The 15,764-nt window shown below is 66.8% G+C and carries 15 protein-coding genes; 9 read left to right on the forward strand and 6 right to left on the reverse strand.

Translation table 11 applies throughout. The annotated features are described in order from the left end of the window. Nucleotides 1-41 precede the first annotated feature (41 nt). From QFZ47_RS02675 to QFZ47_RS02705, 7 genes are all read left to right on the forward strand, one after another. Complete coding sequence (locus QFZ47_RS02675; protein WP_307654151.1) at nt 42-593, forward strand: PPC domain-containing DNA-binding protein; 552 nt, start codon at nt 42-44, stop codon at nt 591-593. Beyond that, a complete protein-coding gene (locus QFZ47_RS02680; RefSeq protein WP_307654152.1) occupies nt 586-987 on the forward strand; it encodes a PPC domain-containing DNA-binding protein in 402 nt (133 codons plus the stop codon). The genes QFZ47_RS02675 and QFZ47_RS02680 overlap by 8 nt, the downstream gene beginning before the upstream one ends. A 28-nt stretch (nt 988-1,015) precedes the next feature. Further along, the gene (locus tag QFZ47_RS02685; protein WP_307654153.1) at nt 1,016-1,852 is read left to right on the forward strand and encodes an SDR family NAD(P)-dependent oxidoreductase; all 837 of its coding nucleotides are present in this window, start codon (nt 1,016-1,018) and stop codon (nt 1,850-1,852) included. A gap of 17 nt (nt 1,853-1,869) precedes the next feature. Beyond that, the gene (locus QFZ47_RS02690) at nt 1,870-3,039 is read left to right on the forward strand and encodes an acetyl-CoA acetyltransferase (RefSeq protein WP_307654154.1); all 1,170 of its coding nucleotides are present in this window, start codon (nt 1,870-1,872) and stop codon (nt 3,037-3,039) included. Beyond that, nucleotides 3,036-4,652 (forward strand): acyl-CoA synthetase, encoded by a 1,617-nt coding sequence (locus QFZ47_RS02695; protein WP_307654155.1) that lies wholly within the window; start codon nt 3,036-3,038, stop codon nt 4,650-4,652. Before QFZ47_RS02690 ends, QFZ47_RS02695 begins: the two co-directional genes overlap by 4 nt. A gap of 61 nt (nt 4,653-4,713) precedes the next feature. Further along, on the forward strand, nt 4,714-5,727 hold the full coding sequence (locus QFZ47_RS02700) for a TRAP transporter substrate-binding protein (protein WP_307654156.1): 1,014 nt from the start codon (nt 4,714-4,716) through the stop codon (nt 5,725-5,727). Continuing rightward, the gene (locus tag QFZ47_RS02705; RefSeq protein ID WP_307654157.1) at nt 5,724-7,592 is read left to right on the forward strand and encodes a TRAP transporter large permease; all 1,869 of its coding nucleotides are present in this window, start codon (nt 5,724-5,726) and stop codon (nt 7,590-7,592) included. The genes QFZ47_RS02700 and QFZ47_RS02705 overlap by 4 nt, the downstream gene beginning before the upstream one ends. Nucleotides 7,593-7,672: 80 nt before the next feature. On the opposite strand, the gene QFZ47_RS02710 is transcribed toward QFZ47_RS02705, so the two are convergent. Genes QFZ47_RS02710 through QFZ47_RS02730 form a run of 5 tightly spaced genes read right to left on the reverse strand, consistent with a single transcriptional unit; the run spans nt 7,673 to nt 11,910 of the window. Then, on the reverse strand, nt 7,673-8,629 hold the full coding sequence (locus QFZ47_RS02710; RefSeq protein ID WP_307654158.1) for a 2-hydroxyacid dehydrogenase: 957 nt from the start codon (nt 8,627-8,629) through the stop codon (nt 7,673-7,675). 2 nt (nt 8,630-8,631) lie between these two features. Next, a complete protein-coding gene (locus QFZ47_RS02715) occupies nt 8,632-9,105 on the reverse strand; it encodes a type II 3-dehydroquinate dehydratase (RefSeq protein ID WP_307654159.1) in 474 nt (157 codons plus the stop codon). Nucleotides 9,106-9,112: 7 nt separating this feature from the next. Continuing rightward, nucleotides 9,113-9,730: a glutathione S-transferase family protein gene (locus tag QFZ47_RS02720; protein WP_307654368.1), complete on the reverse strand. Its 618-nt coding sequence runs from the start codon at nt 9,728-9,730 to the stop codon at nt 9,113-9,115. 2 nt (nt 9,731-9,732) lie between these two features. After that, entirely contained in the window at nt 9,733-10,710 is a 978-nt protein-coding gene (locus tag QFZ47_RS02725) for an NAD(P)H-quinone oxidoreductase (RefSeq protein WP_307654160.1), read from the reverse strand. Between the two features lie 51 nt (nt 10,711-10,761). Continuing rightward, nucleotides 10,762-11,910, reverse strand: coding sequence for an ABC transporter ATP-binding protein (locus QFZ47_RS02730; protein WP_307654161.1), 1,149 nt, complete (start codon nt 11,908-11,910; stop codon nt 10,762-10,764). A gap of 266 nt (nt 11,911-12,176) precedes the next feature. On the opposite strand from QFZ47_RS02730, the gene QFZ47_RS02735 reads away from it, so the two are divergent. After that, entirely contained in the window at nt 12,177-13,427 is a 1,251-nt protein-coding gene (locus QFZ47_RS02735) for a flavin-containing monooxygenase (protein WP_307654162.1), read from the forward strand. A 6-nt stretch (nt 13,428-13,433) separates the two neighbouring features. Then, the gene (locus QFZ47_RS02740) at nt 13,434-14,576 is read left to right on the forward strand and encodes an alpha-hydroxy acid oxidase (RefSeq protein WP_307654163.1); all 1,143 of its coding nucleotides are present in this window, start codon (nt 13,434-13,436) and stop codon (nt 14,574-14,576) included. Between the two features lie 3 nt (nt 14,577-14,579). On the opposite strand, the gene argE is transcribed toward QFZ47_RS02740, so the two are convergent. Further along, nucleotides 14,580-15,737 (reverse strand): acetylornithine deacetylase, encoded by a 1,158-nt coding sequence (gene argE, locus QFZ47_RS02745; RefSeq protein ID WP_370880558.1) that lies wholly within the window; start codon nt 15,735-15,737, stop codon nt 14,580-14,582. Nucleotides 15,738-15,764: the final 27 nt, after the last annotated feature.

The following is a 15,764-nucleotide window of genomic DNA, read 5'->3' on the forward strand; positions in this document are numbered from 1 at the left end:
CAGCGCTGTCGATCCGAACGGCGCGGCAAGGAGACGCTGCGATGGTCGAGAAACTGATGGGGCTGCCACGCTCGCGCACCGTGGTGCATCCGGGGCCTTTCCGGCCCGTGCGCATCGATCGCATGCGCGACGAGAAGGGCCGGCACTTCCGGCTCTCGCTGCCCGGCGGCCGAACGCTGCACGAGAGCTTCGTGCAGGCGCTGGCGGACGAAGGCGTGGCCAGCGCGTCGATGACGCTGCTCGGCGGCGAGCTGGCCGAGCTTGGCTTCTGCCTCGCACTGCCCGACCCGACCGGCCGGGTGCTCGCGACCTACGGCGCACCGCACACGGTGCACGGCGCCTGCTTCATATTCGGCAACGCGACGCTGGGCAGTTCCGCCAGCGGCACGCCGGTGGTCCATTGCCATGGCGCCTTCCGCACCGCCGACGGCGCGGTGCGCGGCGGCCACATCCTGACCGAGCGGACGGTGGTCGGACGCCGCAGCGTCACCGCGGTGGTCACCGCACTCGACAGCTTCGATCTGCGCGTGGTCTACGACGATGAAACCCGCATGCCGCTGATGCGGCCCCAGGCCAGGCGCATCCATGGCTGAGATGCGCATGATTGAAAGCGGGCGCATGGGCCGCGTGGCCTATGCGCGCATCGCGCCCAACGAAGACCTCGTCTCCAGCATCGAGAAGCTCTGCCTCGCGGAAGGCTTCGGAAATGCCTTCGTGCGCGGCGCGCTCGGCAGTCTTGTCGATGCCTGCCTCGAGCGCGCCGACGGTTCCTGCCAGGTGATCCGCGGGCCGGCGGCCGAGATCGTGAGCCTGGCCGGCGAGGTGCGCTCGCAGCCCGACGGCTCGCTGCGCGCCGCGCTCACCGGCGTGGTGGCGGACACGCAGGGCCACCTGTACGGCGGCCCGTTCGTGGCGGGGGCCAATGCCGTCTGCGTCACCTTCGAAGTCACGCTCGAGGAGTGGCTGCCATCGCCCGGCAACAACTGATTTTTTTCCACTGCAGAAATTCCAATCAATGACCGATCTCTCCACTTCATCTTCTTCATCTTCTTCATCTTCTTCATCCCGCGTCGCCGTCGTCACCGGAGGCGCGCGCGGCATCGGCCTGGCCATCGGCCGCTGGTTCCTGGCGCACGGCTACAGCGTCGCGCTGCTCGACATCGACGGCGCCACGCTCGACCAGGCAGTGGCCGAGCTCGCGCAGCCTGCGAAGGTGCTGGGCCTGCACTGCGATGTGTCGAAGCCGTCGCAGGTCGACAGCGCCGCCAAGGCCGTGGTCGAGCGCTTCGGCCGTGTCGACGCGCTGGTCAACAACGCCGGCGTGGCGGTGTTCAAGCCGGTGCTGCAGACCTCCTTCGAGGAGTGGCGCACCGTGCTCGGCACCAACCTGGACGGCGCGTTCCTGTGCACGCAGGCCTTCGGCGTGCTGATGGTCGCGCGCGGGAGCGGCGCGGTGGTGAACATCGCCTCCATCTCCGGGCTGCGCGCCAGCACGCTGCGGGTCGCCTACGGCACCAGCAAGGCAGCGCTCATCCACCTGACCAAGCAGCATGCGGTGGAGCTGGGCAACGCCGGCGTGCGCGTGAACGTGATCGCGCCGGGGCCGGTGGAAACCGAGATGGCCAAGCTCGTGCACAGCGTGGCGATCCGCTCCGACTACTACGACACCATTCCGCTCGGCCGCTACGGCACGCCGGAAGAAATGGCCAACGCCGTGGGCTTCCTGTGCAGCGACGACGCGAGCTTCATCAACGGCCAGGTGCTGGCTGTCGATGGCGGCTTCGATGCCGCCGGCGTCGGCCTGCCGACCCTGCGCCGGGGCCTGCACGTGCCTGCCGCCGACCACGCCTGACAAGAAAGGACCGCCCAATGACCACCAACGCCTGCATCATCGGCTGGGGACACACGCCTTTCGGCAAGCTCGATGCCGTGGACAGCGAAGCACTCATCCGGTCCGCGGTCGAGCCCGCGCTGCGAACCGCGGGGCTCGCCGCGGCCGACATCGACGGCATCTTCGTCGGCCACTTCAACAGCGGCTTCCTGCCGCAGGACTTCAGCGCATCGCTGGTGGGCCTGGCGCTGCCCGAGCTGCGCCACGTTCCCGCAGTGCGCATGGAAAACGCATGCGCCACCGGCTCGGCCGCGATCTGGGCCGCACTCGATGCGGTGCAGTGTGGGCGGGTGCGGCATGCGCTGGTGGTCGGCTTCGAGATCATGAATGCCGTGCCCGGCCCGCGCATCGCCGAGACGCTGCTGCGCTGCTCCTATGTCAAGGAAGAGGGCGCCACCCCGGCGGGCTTTGCCGGTGTGTTCGGCCAGATCGCGGGCGAGTACTTCGAGCGCTTCGGCGACCAGAGCGATGCGCTGGCCGCCATCTCGGCCAAGAACCACGCGAACGGCGTGCACAACCCCTTTGCGCACATGCGGCGCGACCTGGGTTTCGGCTTCTGCCGCCAGCCGTCGGAGAAGAACCCGTTTGTCGCGGGTCCGCTCAAGCGCTCCGACTGCTCGCTGGTGTCCGACGGCGCGGCGGCGCTGGTCATCTCGGCCGGGCCGATCGCGTCGGCGACGGTGCCGGCGGTGCGCTGGCGCTCGCGCACGCAGGTCAACGACTACCTGCCGCTGTCGCGCCGCGATCCGACCCGCTTCGAGGGCGCGGCGCTCGCGTGGCAGCGGGGGCTGGCCGCGGCGGGGCTGTCGCTTCATGATCTGGGCTTCGTCGAGACGCACGACTGCTTCACCATTGCGGAGCTGCTCGAGTACGAAGCCATGGGCCTGGCGCCGCACGGGCAGGGCGCGCGCGTGATCCTCGATGGCGTGAGCCGCAAGGACGGTCGGCTGCCCGTCAACCCGTCAGGCGGGCTGAAGTCGCGCGGTCATCCGATCGGCGCCACGGGTGTGTCGCAGCATGTGATGGCTGCGATGCAGCTGGCCGGCCTCGCGGGCGACATGCAGGTCGGCTCGGGCAAGCCGGGCGCGGTCTTCAACATGGGCGGTGCGGCCGTTGCCAACTACCTGAGCGTGCTGGAGGCCGCATGAGTGCAGCGCCAAGCGGTGCACCCGTGAGCCAAGCGCGGGCGATGAACCTGTCCGCCCTGCTGTCGCAGACGGCCGCGCTGTTTCCGGACCGGCCGGGGCTGATCCAGGGCGAGCGGCAGTGGACCTGGCGCAAGATCGACGCCCGCGTCGATGCGCTGGTGCAGGCGCTGCGATCGCTCGGCATGCGGCCGGGCGACAAGCTGCTCGTGATGTCGCGCAACAACCCGGCGCTGTTCGAGAGCTGCTGGGCCGCCTTCCGCCTGGGTGCCGTGTGGGTGCCGGTCAACTTCCGGCTCACGCCGCCCGAGGTCGCCTACCTGGGCAGCGCGAGCGAGGCGAGCGTGATGCTGGCCGAGGACTGTTTTGCCGAGCATGTGGAGGCGGTGAAGGCCGCGTCTTCGCATCTGCGCTCGGTCATCACGATCGGCCTTCCGCGCGCCGGTGAACACGGCTACGAGCCGCTGCTCGCGGCCAACGCCGATGCGCCCGCGGCGATGGCGCAGGTCGATGCCGACCAGCCGCTGTGGTACTTCTACACCTCGGGCACCACGGGCCGCCCGAAGGCCGCCGTGCTCACGCACGGGCAGATGGCCTTCGTCGTGACCAGCCACCTGGCCGACCTGATCCCGGGCACCACCGAGCACGACTGCTCGATCGCCGTCGCGCCGCTGTCGCATGGTGCGGGCATCCATGCGCTGCTCAACGTGGCCCGCGGCGCGGCGACGGTGCTGCTCGCCTCCGACAGGCTGGAGCCGGCCACCTTCTGGGCGCTGGTGGAGCGGCACCGCGTGACCAACGTCTTCACCGTGCCGACCATCGTCAAGATGCTGGTGGAAGACCCGGCCGTCGACCGGTTCGACCACGGTTCGCTGCGCTACGTGGTCTATGCGGGCGCACCGATGTACCGCGCGGACCAGAAGCGCGCGCTGCAGAAGTTGGGCAAGGTGCTGGTGCAGTACTTCGGGCTGGGCGAGGTCACGGGCTGCATCACGGTGCTGCCGCCGGCCATGCATGCGGCCGACGACGACGATCCGGACGCCCACATCGGCTGCTGCGGCCGGGCCCGCACCGGCATGGAAGTGGCCATCCTCGACGCGCGGATGCAGCCGGTGCCCGCGAGCACCGTGGGCGAGATCTGCTGCCGCGGGCCGGCCGTGTTCGCGGGCTATTTCAACAACCCCGAGGCCACGCAGAAGGCGCTGCAGGGCGGCTGGTTCCACACCGGCGACCTCGGCCGCATGGACGCGCGCGGGCTGCTCTATATCACCGGCCGCGAATCCGACATGTACATCTCGGGCGGCTCCAACGTGTACCCGCGCGAGGTGGAGGAAATTCTGCTGATGCATCCGGCCGTGCGCGAAGTGGCGGTGCTCGGCATCGCGGACGAGAAGTGGGGCGAGGTGGGCGTGGCGGTGATCGTGTCTTCGCAGCCCGGCCTCACGGCCGAGCAGCTGCTGCAGCACCTGGACGGCCGCTGCGCGAAGTACCGCTGGCCGCGGCACATCTTCTTCTGGGATGCGCTGCCGAAGTCCGGCTACGGAAAGGTCGCCAAGGCCGACATCCGCAAGCGGCTCGTCGAACGCGGCGAGGTGAAGGAGATCGCCACCATCTGATCACATCGACGCTGACCCGGACGACCAGATCCATTCATACAAAAGGACAAGGAGACAAACCATGAGCATCACCCGCCGCACCGTGCTTCGATCGACGGCACTCGCCGCCAGCCTCGCCGTGCCCATGCACCGGGCCTTCGCGCAGAAGGCCGAGTTCAACTACAAGTACGCGAACAACCTGCCGGTCACGCATCCGCTGAACATCCGCGCCAAGGAGATGGCCGACGCCATCCGCGCCGAGACCGGCGGCCGCGTCGACATCCAGATCTTCCCGAGCAACCAGCTGGGCTCCGACACCGACATGCTGAGCCAGCTGCGCTCGGGCGGCGTCGAGTTCTTCACGCTGTCGGGGCTGATCTTGTCCACGCTCGTGCCGTCCGCATCGATCAGCGGCGTGGGCTTTGCCTTCAACGACTACGCGAGCGTGTGGAAGGCCATGGACGGCGAGCTGGGTGCTCATATCCGCCAGCAGATCGCCAAGGCCAACATCGTGCCGATGGAGAAGATCTGGGACAACGGCTTCCGGCAGATCACGTCGTCGAGCCGGGCCATTGCCGGGCCGCAGGACATGAAGGGCTTCAAGATCCGCGTGCCGGTGTCGCCGCTGTGGACCTCGATGTTCAAGGCGCTCGAGGCCGCGCCCACGTCCATCAACTTTGCCGAGGTGTATTCGGCGCTGCAGACCAAGATCGTCGACGGGCAGGAGAACCCGCTGGCCATCATCGCGACGGCCAAGCTCTACGAGGTGCAGAAGTTCTGCTCGCTGAGCAACCACATGTGGGACGGCTTCTGGTTCCTGGCCAACCGCCGCGCCTGGGACAAGCTGCCCGCCGAGCTGCGCACCGTGGTGGCGAAGCACATCAATGCGGCCGGCATGAAGGAGCGCGCCGACGTGGCCGAACTCAACGCCGGGCTGCAGAAGGAACTGGCCGCCAAGGGCATGGCCTTCAACCAGCCGGATTCCGCCGCCTTCCGCGACCAGCTGCGCAAGGCCGGCTTCTACGGCGAGTGGAAGGCCAAGTACGGCGACGAGGCCTGGGCGCTGCTCGAGCGCAGCGCGGGCAAGCTTGCATGAGCGGGCCGGCCCTCGGCCTGGCGGCCGGCGCGCGCGTGGACGCGCCCCGGCTGTCCGCCATCGAGCGCCGGCTCGGGACGCTGGTCGACATCGCGGCCGGCGGCCTGGTGCTGGCCGACGTGGCCGTGCTGCTCGCGGGCGTGCTGGCACGCTTCGTGTTCCACAGCCCGCTGGTCTGGTCCGACGAGCTGGCATCGATCCTGTTCATCTGGCTCGCGATGCTGGGCGCGGTGGTCGCGCTGCGGCGCGGCGAGCACATGCGCATGACCGCGCTGGTCTCGATGCAGCCGCCGTCGCGGCGCCCGCTGTTCGAAGCCCTGGCGCTGTGCGCGGCGCTCGCGTTCCTGGCGATGGTGGCGTGGCCGGCGTGGGAGTACGCATCGGAAGAGCGCTTCATCACCACGCCCGCGCTGAACATCTCGAATGCATGGCGGGCCGCGGCGCTGCCGGTGGGCATCGGGCTGATGGGGCTGTTCGCGGTGCTCAGGCTGCTGCGCGACGTGGAGTGGCGGATCACGGCCAAGGCGGTGGCGATCGTGGCCGTGCTGATCGTGGCGTTCACGCTGGGCCGCTCGGTGTTCCAGGACCTCGGGCGGCTGAACCTGCTGGTGTTCTTCGTCGGCGTGGTGCTGGCGGGCGTGCTCGCGGGCATTCCCATTGCCTTTTCGTTCGGTCTCGGCACCTTCGGCTATCTGGCGCTGGCCACCGACACGGCGCTGCCCGTGATCGTGGGCCGCATGGACGAGGGCATGTCGCACCTGATCCTGCTGGCGGTGCCGCTGTTCGTGTTCCTCGGGCTGCTGATCGAGATGACCGGCATGGCCAAGGCCATGGTCGCATTCCTCGCGGGCCTTCTGGGGCATGTGAAGGGCGGGCTGTCGTACGTGCTGGTGGGGGCGATGTATCTCGTGTCGGGCATCTCGGGCTCCAAGGCGGCCGACATGGCGGCGGTGGCGCCGGCGCTTTTTCCCGAGATGAAGCAGCGCGGCGCGAGCGAAGGCGAGCTTGTCGCGCTGCTGGCCGCGACCGGTGCCCAGACCGAGACGGTGCCGCCCAGCCTGGTGCTGATCACCATCGGTTCGGTCACGGGCGTGTCGATCGCCGCCTTGTTCACGGGCGGCCTGCTGCCGGCCGTGGTGCTGGGGCTGATGCTGTGCGTGGTCGTGTACTTTCGCTGCCGCGGCGAGGACCTGGGCCAGGTCGTGCGCGCGCCGTGGCGCGAGGTCGGCCGGCTCGCCGTGGTGGCGCTGCCGGCGCTGGCCTTGCCGTTCGTGATTCGCGCGGCGGTGGTCGAGGGCGTGGCCACCGCGACCGAGGTCTCGACCATCGGCATCGTGTATGCCGTGGTCGCGGGGCTCGTCGTGTACCGGCAGTTCGACTGGAAGCGGCTGGGGCCGATGCTCGTCGCGACGGCATCGCTCTCGGGCGCCATCCTGCTGATCATCGGCACCGCGACGGCCATGGCCTGGGGCCTCACGCAATCGGGCTTCTCGCGCCTGCTGGCCGAAGCGATGACCGGCCTGCCCAGCGGCGCGCCGATGTTCCTGGCGGTATCGCTGGTGATCTTCGTGGTGCTGGGCAGCGTGCTCGAGGGCATTCCGGCCATCGTGCTGTTCGGCCCGCTCCTGTTTCCCATCGCGCGGCAGCTGGGCATCCACGAGGTGCACTACGCGATGGTGGTGGTGCTGTCGATGGGCCTCGGCCTGTTCGCGCCGCCGCTGGGCGTGGGCTACTACGCGGCCTGCGCGATCGGACGCGTGCATCCCGACGCGGGCATCCGGCCGATTGCGGGCTACATGGTGGCGCTGCTGGTGGGGACGATTGCGGTGGCGGCGATTCCTTGGCTGTCCATTGGGTTTCTTTGAGGGGGCCAGCGTTTCGAGGGCTTCAGGCCCCGAGGATGAAAGAGTCCTCGGATTCCGCTGCTGCGTGGTTGCCAGCCTCGTCAATATCCGCGGGATGGCTCGACGATGTTGTCGGGCAGGTCGCCGGCTGAGACGCGGAGGATGTTGGCCGCGATCTGCTTGGCCGAGGATGACGGGATGGCCACTGATGCGAGGTGCGGGGTGATGAGCACGTTGGGCATGCTCCACAGCGCATCTCCGGTCGGCAGGGGTTCGTGCTCGAAGACATCCAGCGTTGCCGCGCCGATGTGGCCACTCTGGAGGAGTTCCGTCAACGCGGCCTGATCCACCAGGGTGCCCCTGGCGACGTTGACGAATGCAGCGCCGGGCCGTAATTTTTCGAGGCGGGCGCGATCGAAGAGATGCCTTGTCTGCGGCGTGAGCGGCAGCATCAGGACGACGATGTCCGCTTGGCCAATCACGGAATCGAGCGTCTCCATGCCGGCCGAACACTCCACGCCATCGATCTGCGCAAGGCTGCGCGACCAGCCCAGTGTTCTGAACCCCTGGCGCTGAATTTCATGCGCTGCCTTGGCTCCCAAATGCCCCAGTCCCAGCACCGCGACGGTTATTTCCTCCGGCGAACGCGGGTGGCGATAGGCCCACCGGCCTGAGCGCTGGGCCTGCTCGAAGACCGGAATATCTCGGGCGTGCCGGAGCACCGCGAACAGGACATACCCGGCCATCATTCGCGACATCTGCGGATCGGTAATCCGGGTGATGGGAACGTTCCCTGGGAGGTCGTCGCGTCCCACCAGCGAGTCGACTCCGGCGCCCAGGTTGATGATCAGCCGCAGGTTCGTCATGCGTTCGAAAATGCCCTGCGGGGGTTTCCAGACCATGGCGTAGTCGATCTCTTCCGGCCGCTCGGTCTGGCTTGCGTGAATCACCTGGAGTGCCGGAAGCTGGGTCTGAAGCGCCTTCTTCCAGGTCTGGAAATCGTCGAAGTCGCTATAGAAGGCCAGGGTGCCGACAGCCGCTGCTTCAGGAAACGTCATCTTCAAGAAACCTGTTTGTTCTTTCGCACCAGGCGCGCGACGGCCTCGATGGCGAGTTCATAGCCGTCTCCGCCAAGTCCGGCAATGACACCATCCGCCACCTTGGATATGTAGGAGTGATGGCGGAAGGGCTCGCGCTTCCAGATATTGCTCATGTGGGCTTCGATGATCTTCCCGGGAAAAGACAGCAGGGCATCCAGGATGGGGATGGACGTGTAGGTCAAACCGGCCGCATTGATGACGATGCCGTCCGCGACGCCGCGGGCTTCCTGGATCCAGTCGATCAGCTGTCCTTCATGGTTCGACTGCAGAAAGCGCAGGCGGACCTCCAGCGAGGCGGCCTTTTGCTCGCAGCGCGACTGCAGGACGGGGAAACTGTCCGTGCCGTAGTTCTTGGTGGAATCCAGGCCGTAGAGGTTGGCGTTGGGGCCGTTCAGGAACCAGACGGAGATGGGAGGATTCGAGGTTTCGGTCATCGTTTTCTCAAGCTTCGTAGGGTTGGGTGGCCTGCATGGCGGGCAGGCGCTGGAAAGCTTCGTTCCAACGGGCGGCGATGCCGCATTTCGCGCGCCAGTTCAGCTCGGGAAATCGGAAGTCCAGATACCCCAATGCGCAGCCGACGGTGATCTCGCCGATGGTGGGCTTGTCGTGGGCCAGCTCGGATGCAATGGTTTCGATCGAGGCGAGGCAGGCCGTGACTTTGGTCAACAGGGCCTCGCGCCAGGTGGGCCACTGGAATTCGGGGGGACGCGCCGTCAGCTCGTAGCGCGCCAGCAGCGCGGCGTCGAGCAGGCCATCGCCCAGCGCCTGGCGGCTGAGCGCCGTCCATCGATCGGCGCCGGACGCGGGAAATATCGTCCCTGCGTCCGCTTGGCTGGCCAGGTACTCGCAGATCACGCGGCTGTCGTAGAGGACCTGACCGTCTTGCAGGATCAGGGTCGGCACCTTGGCGAGCGGGTTGTGAGCCGCGATGCGCGGGTCGCGTCGAACCGGATGAGCGGCGCTGTCCAGGAGTTGGATTTTCTCGGCCTGTCCGGTCAGATGCGCACACACCATGACCTTTCGCACGAAGGGCGAGGTCGGAGCAAAGAGGAGTTTCATCATCAGGGCACCAGCACCAGCTTGCCGAACACCTTGCCGCTTTCCAGCATGGCATGCGATGCCGCGGCCTCGCCGACCGGAAAAGTGGCGTGGATGCGCGGCGCGATCCACCGGCTTCTCAGCAGCGGCATGACGTGGTGGGCCAGGCGCTTGGCCATGCGGGCCTTTTCGGCGTGGCTTTGCGGACGCATGGTGGAGGAGTGCAGGCTCAGCTGGCGCTGCATCAGTGTCAGCAGTTCGATGCTGACCGCCGAGCCCTGCATGAAAGACAGGCTGACATGCCGTCCGCCGAAAGCCATGGCTTGAAGATTGCGGCGCACATAGTCGCCGCCGACGATGTCGAGCACCACGTCCACTCCACGCCCCGCGGTGTAGTCCAGGCAGGCCTGGGTGAAGTCGGTGGTGGGCCAGCAGATCGCCAGATCGGCGCCGAGGGCCTTCAGTTCGGGAAACCGGGCTTCATCGCTGTCGGTCACGATGACCGTGCAGCCGGCCACATGGGCCATCTGGATCGCCAGGGTGCCGATGCCGCCCGCGGCGCCGTGGATGAGCACCGTCTCGCCCATCGCCAGACGCCCGAGTTCGAACAGGTTGTGCCAGACGGTGAAGAGTCCTTCGGGCAAGGCCGCGGCCTCGATGTCGGACAGAGGGGCCGGCACGACGAAGGAATGATCGACCGACGCCGTGCACCACGGCGCATAGCCTCCACCGGGCACCAGGCTCATGAGCCGCTGGCCCACCAGCGCGCTGTCGGCACCCGGGCCGCAGGCGACCACCTCGCCACACACCTCCAGTCCGAGGATATCGGTGATGCCGGGCGCGGGCTTGGCGATGCCCTGGCGCTGCATGACATCGGGCCGGTTGATGCCGGCGGCCAGCACGCGCAGCAGGACTTCGCCGGCGCCGGGGACGGGCATGGGGCGCTCGGCCAGCACCAGCACGCTGGCATCGCCGGGCTCCCGGGCGACGATGGCTTGCATTGAACTTGGAAGGGAGGTTCTGATGTCGGTCATGGGGTTTGCCGGGGGCTGTTACTTTCGGGAGCTGAAGACGCTGATGCCCTCATCGAGAAGCGCCAGTCCGACGACCGAGCCGACGGGCCAATGCTGCATGGCGCCCAGGCCTGCACTGCGCACCGTGACCACCTGCCGGGCCGTCCTCGGAACATCCACATCCACGTAGGTGTTGATGTGGTCACCCTGGAAGACATGGTGGATTACGGTGCCGCTCAGGACCGAACCGGCATGCAGGTTCTCCAGCAGGATGTGTTCCGGCCGGACGTAGACGTCCAGCCTTTCGCCTTCGTGCGATGCATCGACCAGTCGGGCCTGCGGAAGGCTGAGATAGCCGGAGCCCAGGCGCAGCTGGATCTCGTGGGCGGTCTTGCCGTGGTAGTGGGCCGGCAGGATGTTCACGTCGCCAAGAAAGGACGCCACGAACGGATCCTGCGGACTGCGGTACAGGTCGGCCGGCGATGCGATCTGGCGGATGACGCCGGCCGACATCACGGCGATGCGGTCCGACATCGCCAGCGCCTCGCCCTGATCGTGGGTGACGAAGACCGTCGTCAGGCCCAGGCGGCGCTGGATCTCGCGAATCTCGACCTGCATCGAGCCGCGCAAGCTCTTGTCCAGGGCAGAGAAGGGCTCGTCGAGCAGCAGCACCTTGGGCTGGATGATCAGTGCGCGCGCCAGCGCCACACGCTGCTGCTGGCCACCGGAGAGTTCGCGCGGCTTGCGGTGCCCCAGACCGGTGAGCTTGACCATGGCCATCGCTTCCTTGACGCGCTGGGCCACCTCGTCCTTGGGTACGCCCCGCATCCGCAGGCCATAGCCGATGTTGCGCTCCACGGTCATGTGCGGAAAGAGCGCGTAGTTCTGAAAGACGATGCCGATCTGCCGCTTGTGCGGCGGATCGCTGGTCACCGGCTGCCCCTCGATGAAGATCTCGCCGCTGTCGGCCTCGGCAAAGCCCGCGATCAGGTTGAGCAGCGTCGTCTTGCCGCAGCCCGACGGACCCAGCAGGGTAAGGAATTCGCCACGCTTGATCTTCAGCGAGACCTCGTGCAGCACGGTCTGGTCGTGGTACTTCTTGACCACGCCTTCCAGGCTGACGGCTGTGTCGGCCTGCGGATGCGAAAGGCTGGGCTGCGCTGCAGGGTCGGAGTGGACTACTTTCATGCTCGAACGATAAGCCAAGGGTCCGTGTCCGGTCCTTTGCCAAATTTGATGCGGCCCCTCGGAAAAACGAAAGGTCTCGATGGCCGCGGGGCACAGGTCCCAGCGAGGGCCTTGCGGGCAGCGCTTTGCTTTTTCCTAAGCCCTGAATCCGAAAAACGTGATTTTCAAATGCGGTGTGCTTCTTCAGACTCGCCTGCATCGATGGCTGGTGTCTCCAGGCTTGCCTGGCGACCTGCATCAGTGGCGATCTTCTTTAGGAAACACAAATGTCAGTGGAAAAAATCAATACCTTGGTGGTCGGCGCGGGTCAGGCCGGCATCGCCATGAGCGAGCATCTTTCGCTCGTGGGTGTGCCGCATGTGGTGCTGGAGCGCAAGCGGATCGCGGAACGTTGGCGCTCGGAGCGTTGGGATTCCCTGGTCGCAAATGGCCCCGCCTGGCATGACCGTTTTCCAGGGTTGAAGTTCGAAGGAGTTTCGCCGGAGGCATTTCCACCGAAAGAGCGCATGGCGCAGTATTTCGAGGACTACGCCGCCATGCTGAAGGCGCCCGTACGCACCGGTGTCGACGTCAAGCAGGTGGAGCGCAACGTGGGTCGCCCGGGCTTCAAGGTCACGACCTCCGAGGGGGTCATCGAAGCGACCAACGTCGTTGCGGCCACCGGTCCCTTCCAGATTCCGGCCTATCCGAAGATCGTTCCCGAAACCGACAGCATCCAGCAGCTGCATTCCTCGGTGTACAAGAACCCGGGTCAGTTGCGGGAAGGCGCCGTGCTGGTCGTGGGGGCGGGTGCCTCCGGCTCGCAGATCGCCGAGGAGTTGCGCAAGGCGGGCAAGACGGTCTATCTCTCGGTGGGAGAGCACTACCGCCCGCCGCGTTCCTACCGCGGCCGCGACTACTGCTGGTGGCTGGGTGCCCTGGGCCTGTGGGACGAGGTCAAGATCAAGCCCAAGAAGCAGCACGTCGCGTTCGCCGTCAGTGGCTACGAGGGGGGCAAGACGGTCGATTTCCGTCGCCTTGCGCACATGGGCGTGACGCTGGTCGGCCTGACCAAGACCTACAAGGACGGTGTCATCGAGTTCGAAGAAGGCCTGGCCAGGAATGTTGCGGAAGGCGACCAGGCGTACTTCGACGTGCTGCGCGAAGCGGATGCCTACATTGAGCAGAACGGCTTGCCCTTTGCGCCGGAGCCCGAAGCCTGGGAACTGCTGCCGGACCCGGACTGCCTCAAGGAGCCGATCATGAGCCTGGATCTCGCCAAGGCCGGCATCACGACGATTCTCTGGGCCACCGGATTCACCTTCGACTACAGCTGGCTGAAGGTCAATGCCTTCGATGAAAAGGGCGCGCCGTTTCACAAGCGGGGCATTTCCGCCGAGAGCGGCATCTACTTCCTGGGACTGCCGAACCTGGTCAACCGCGCTTCGTCCTTCATCTACGGCGTGTGGCACGACGCGAAATACATCGCCGACCATATCGCGGTCCAGGACGCGTACATGTCGTACGGCAAGACCTGAGCCTGCATGGCCGAGATCACCTGCATCGAAGACCTGCGCCGCCTGGCGAAGAAACGCGTGCCCCGGATGTTCTACGACTACGTGGATGGCGGCTCGTGGACCGAATACACCTACCGTGCCAACGAAGAGGACTTCGGCAAGATCGAGTTTCGCCAGCGCGTGGCGGTGGACATCACCGAGCGCAGCACCGCCAGCACCATGGTCGGCCAGGCGGTCAGCATGCCGGTGGCGATCGCGCCCACGGGTCTCGCCGGCATGCAGCATGCCGATGGCGAGATCCTGGCGGCGCGCGCGGCGCAGAAGTTCGGCATACCGTTCACTTTGTCGACCATGAGCATCTGCCCGATCGAGGCGGTGGCCGAAGCGACCGGCCGCCATCCGTTCTGGTTCCAGCTCTATGTGCTGCGCGACCGGACGTTCGTGGAAGCCCTGATCGAGAGGGCCCGGAATGCCAACTGTTCCGCGCTCGTGGTCACCATGGACCTGCAGGTATTCGGACAGCGGCACAAGGACAAGAAGAACGGGCTGTCCACTCCCCCTCGGCCGACCCTGCGCAACCTCGTGAACCTGGCGAGCAAGCCGCGCTGGTGCTTGAACATGCTGGGCACCCGGCATCGCCGTTTCGGCAACATCGTCGGGCACGCGAAGGGCGTGGACAACATCGGCTCGCTGGTGGAGTGGACCCGGGAACAGTTCGATCCACGCCTGTCGTGGCAAGACATCGAATGGATCAAGAAGCGCTGGAACGGCAAGCTGATCGTCAAGGGCATCCAGGATCCCGAGGACGCGCGGCTGGCGGTGGAAAGCGGGGCCGATGCCATCGTGGTGTCCAACCACGGCGGGCGGCAGCTCGATGGCGCCTCGTCGTCGATCTCCACCCTGCCACGCATCGTGGAGGCCGTCGGACAACAGGTGGAGGTGCACATGGATGGCGGCATCCGCTCAGGGCAGGATGTGCTGAAGGCGATCGCACTCGGCGCGCGCGGCACCTACATCGGCCGCGCCATGATGTACGGCCTGGGCGCCCTGGGAGAGAAAGGCGTTGCCACGGCCTTGCACCTCATTCAGAACGAACTCGACCTCTCCATGGCCTTCTGCGGCAAGACGGATGTCCGCGGCGTCGACCGCGAAATCCTGCGCATGCGCTGAGGCCTACTGGCAGAGGAAGTCGACGAGGGCGGCCATCATCCGGTCGCAGGCTTCGATCTGCGACAGTTCCACGTATTCATCGGCCTTGTGCGCCACCTCGATGCTGCCGGGACCGCAGATCAGCACCGGGGTTTCGCGCCAGCTCTGCTTGAACAAGCCGCCCTCGGATCCGAAATCGACCTTGGTGCAGCGGGTGCCGGGGGGCAGCAAGGAACCGAGCAAGCCGACGGCCGGCGAATCCTCGGGCGTGCTCAGGCTGGGATAGCTGTTGGTCAGCTGGATGTCCGGCAAGGAGGCCTCGGGATGCACCGCATCGGCCGCCACGCGGTCGACCAGGCGCTGCAGCACGCGGGCCAGGATCTCCTCCGGCTGGTCTTGCGAGACATGGCGAATCTCAAAGCTGACCTCGCATTCGCTGGGCACGATGTTCAGGGCCCGTCCGCCGTGGATCACGCCGACATGGACCGTGGAGTAGGGCACGCCGTAGCCCTCCTCGCGAGGGCCGGTCTCCGACAGTTCACGCTGTACCTCGCGCACCGACGCGACCAGGTCGCTCGCCATGTGGACGGCGTTGATGAATCTGGGCGCCAAGCCAGAATGGCCGGCCTGGCCACAGCAGACTGCCCGATAGGCGGACTTGCCCTTGTGACCCGTGCCGATACGCATCAAGGTGGGCTCGCCGACGATGCAAAGGTAGGGCGCGGGAAGGTCGTTCTCGAGCCGGCGCAGCAGGTGACGCACGCCGACGCAGCCGATCTCCTCGTCGAAGGACAGGGCCAGTTGCAGAGGTCGCCTCAGCGGTCTGCGGGCCGCAGCCACCATGGCGATGACGGCGCAGGCGACGAAGCCCTTCATGTCGGCCGAGCCGCGTCCGTAGATGCGGCCATCCTTGTGCGTGGCCTCGAAGGGCGGCGAAGTCCAGGGCTGACCGTCCACGGGCACCACGTCGGTGTGTCCGGAGAGCAGGACACCCGGAACGCCTTGCGGACCCACCGTGGCGAACAGGTTGGTCCTGGTGGCGTCCTGTGGGTCCGGTGCAAGGGTCGATTCGATGCCGGCTTTCGCCAGGATCTCTTGCACCTTGTGGATGAGCCCGACATTCGGTTTCAGGGAAACCGAGGGGAAGGCAATCAGGGTTTCCAGCAGCGAGATGCTGGACATGCTTGCGGCACTTTCTTGATCCATGGC

It is taken from the genome of Variovorax paradoxus (assembly GCF_030815975.1).
In the GTDB taxonomy this organism is placed as follows: Bacteria; Pseudomonadota; Gammaproteobacteria; order Burkholderiales; family Burkholderiaceae_C; genus Variovorax; species Variovorax paradoxus_N.

Bases quoted from the DNA above. Each gene is read 5' to 3' on its own strand.
- QFZ47_RS02675 (WP_307654151.1), top strand. From the start codon at position 42: ATGGTCGAGAAACTGATGGGGCTGCCACGCTCGCGCACCGTGGTGCAT.
- QFZ47_RS02680 (WP_307654152.1), top strand. From the start codon at position 586: ATGGCTGAGATGCGCATGATTGAAAGCGGGCGCATGGGCCGCGTGGCC.
- QFZ47_RS02685 (WP_307654153.1), top strand. From the start codon at position 1,016: ATGACCGATCTCTCCACTTCATCTTCTTCATCTTCTTCATCTTCTTCA.
- QFZ47_RS02690 (WP_307654154.1), top strand. From the start codon at position 1,870: ATGACCACCAACGCCTGCATCATCGGCTGGGGACACACGCCTTTCGGC.
- QFZ47_RS02695 (WP_307654155.1), top strand. From the start codon at position 3,036: ATGAGTGCAGCGCCAAGCGGTGCACCCGTGAGCCAAGCGCGGGCGATG.
- QFZ47_RS02700 (WP_307654156.1), top strand. From the start codon at position 4,714: ATGAGCATCACCCGCCGCACCGTGCTTCGATCGACGGCACTCGCCGCC.
- QFZ47_RS02705 (WP_307654157.1), top strand. From the start codon at position 5,724: ATGAGCGGGCCGGCCCTCGGCCTGGCGGCCGGCGCGCGCGTGGACGCG.
- QFZ47_RS02710 (WP_307654158.1), bottom strand. From the start codon at position 8,629: ATGACGTTTCCTGAAGCAGCGGCTGTCGGCACCCTGGCCTTCTATAGC.
- QFZ47_RS02715 (WP_307654159.1), bottom strand. From the start codon at position 9,105: ATGACCGAAACCTCGAATCCTCCCATCTCCGTCTGGTTCCTGAACGGC.
- QFZ47_RS02720 (WP_307654368.1), bottom strand. From the start codon at position 9,730: ATGAAACTCCTCTTTGCTCCGACCTCGCCCTTCGTGCGAAAGGTCATG.
- QFZ47_RS02725 (WP_307654160.1), bottom strand. From the start codon at position 10,710: ATGCAAGCCATCGTCGCCCGGGAGCCCGGCGATGCCAGCGTGCTGGTG.
- QFZ47_RS02730 (WP_307654161.1), bottom strand. From the start codon at position 11,910: ATGAAAGTAGTCCACTCCGACCCTGCAGCGCAGCCCAGCCTTTCGCAT.
- QFZ47_RS02735 (WP_307654162.1), top strand. From the start codon at position 12,177: ATGTCAGTGGAAAAAATCAATACCTTGGTGGTCGGCGCGGGTCAGGCC.
- QFZ47_RS02740 (WP_307654163.1), top strand. From the start codon at position 13,434: ATGGCCGAGATCACCTGCATCGAAGACCTGCGCCGCCTGGCGAAGAAA.
- argE (WP_370880558.1), bottom strand. From the start codon at position 15,737: ATGTCCAGCATCTCGCTGCTGGAAACCCTGATTGCCTTCCCCTCGGTT.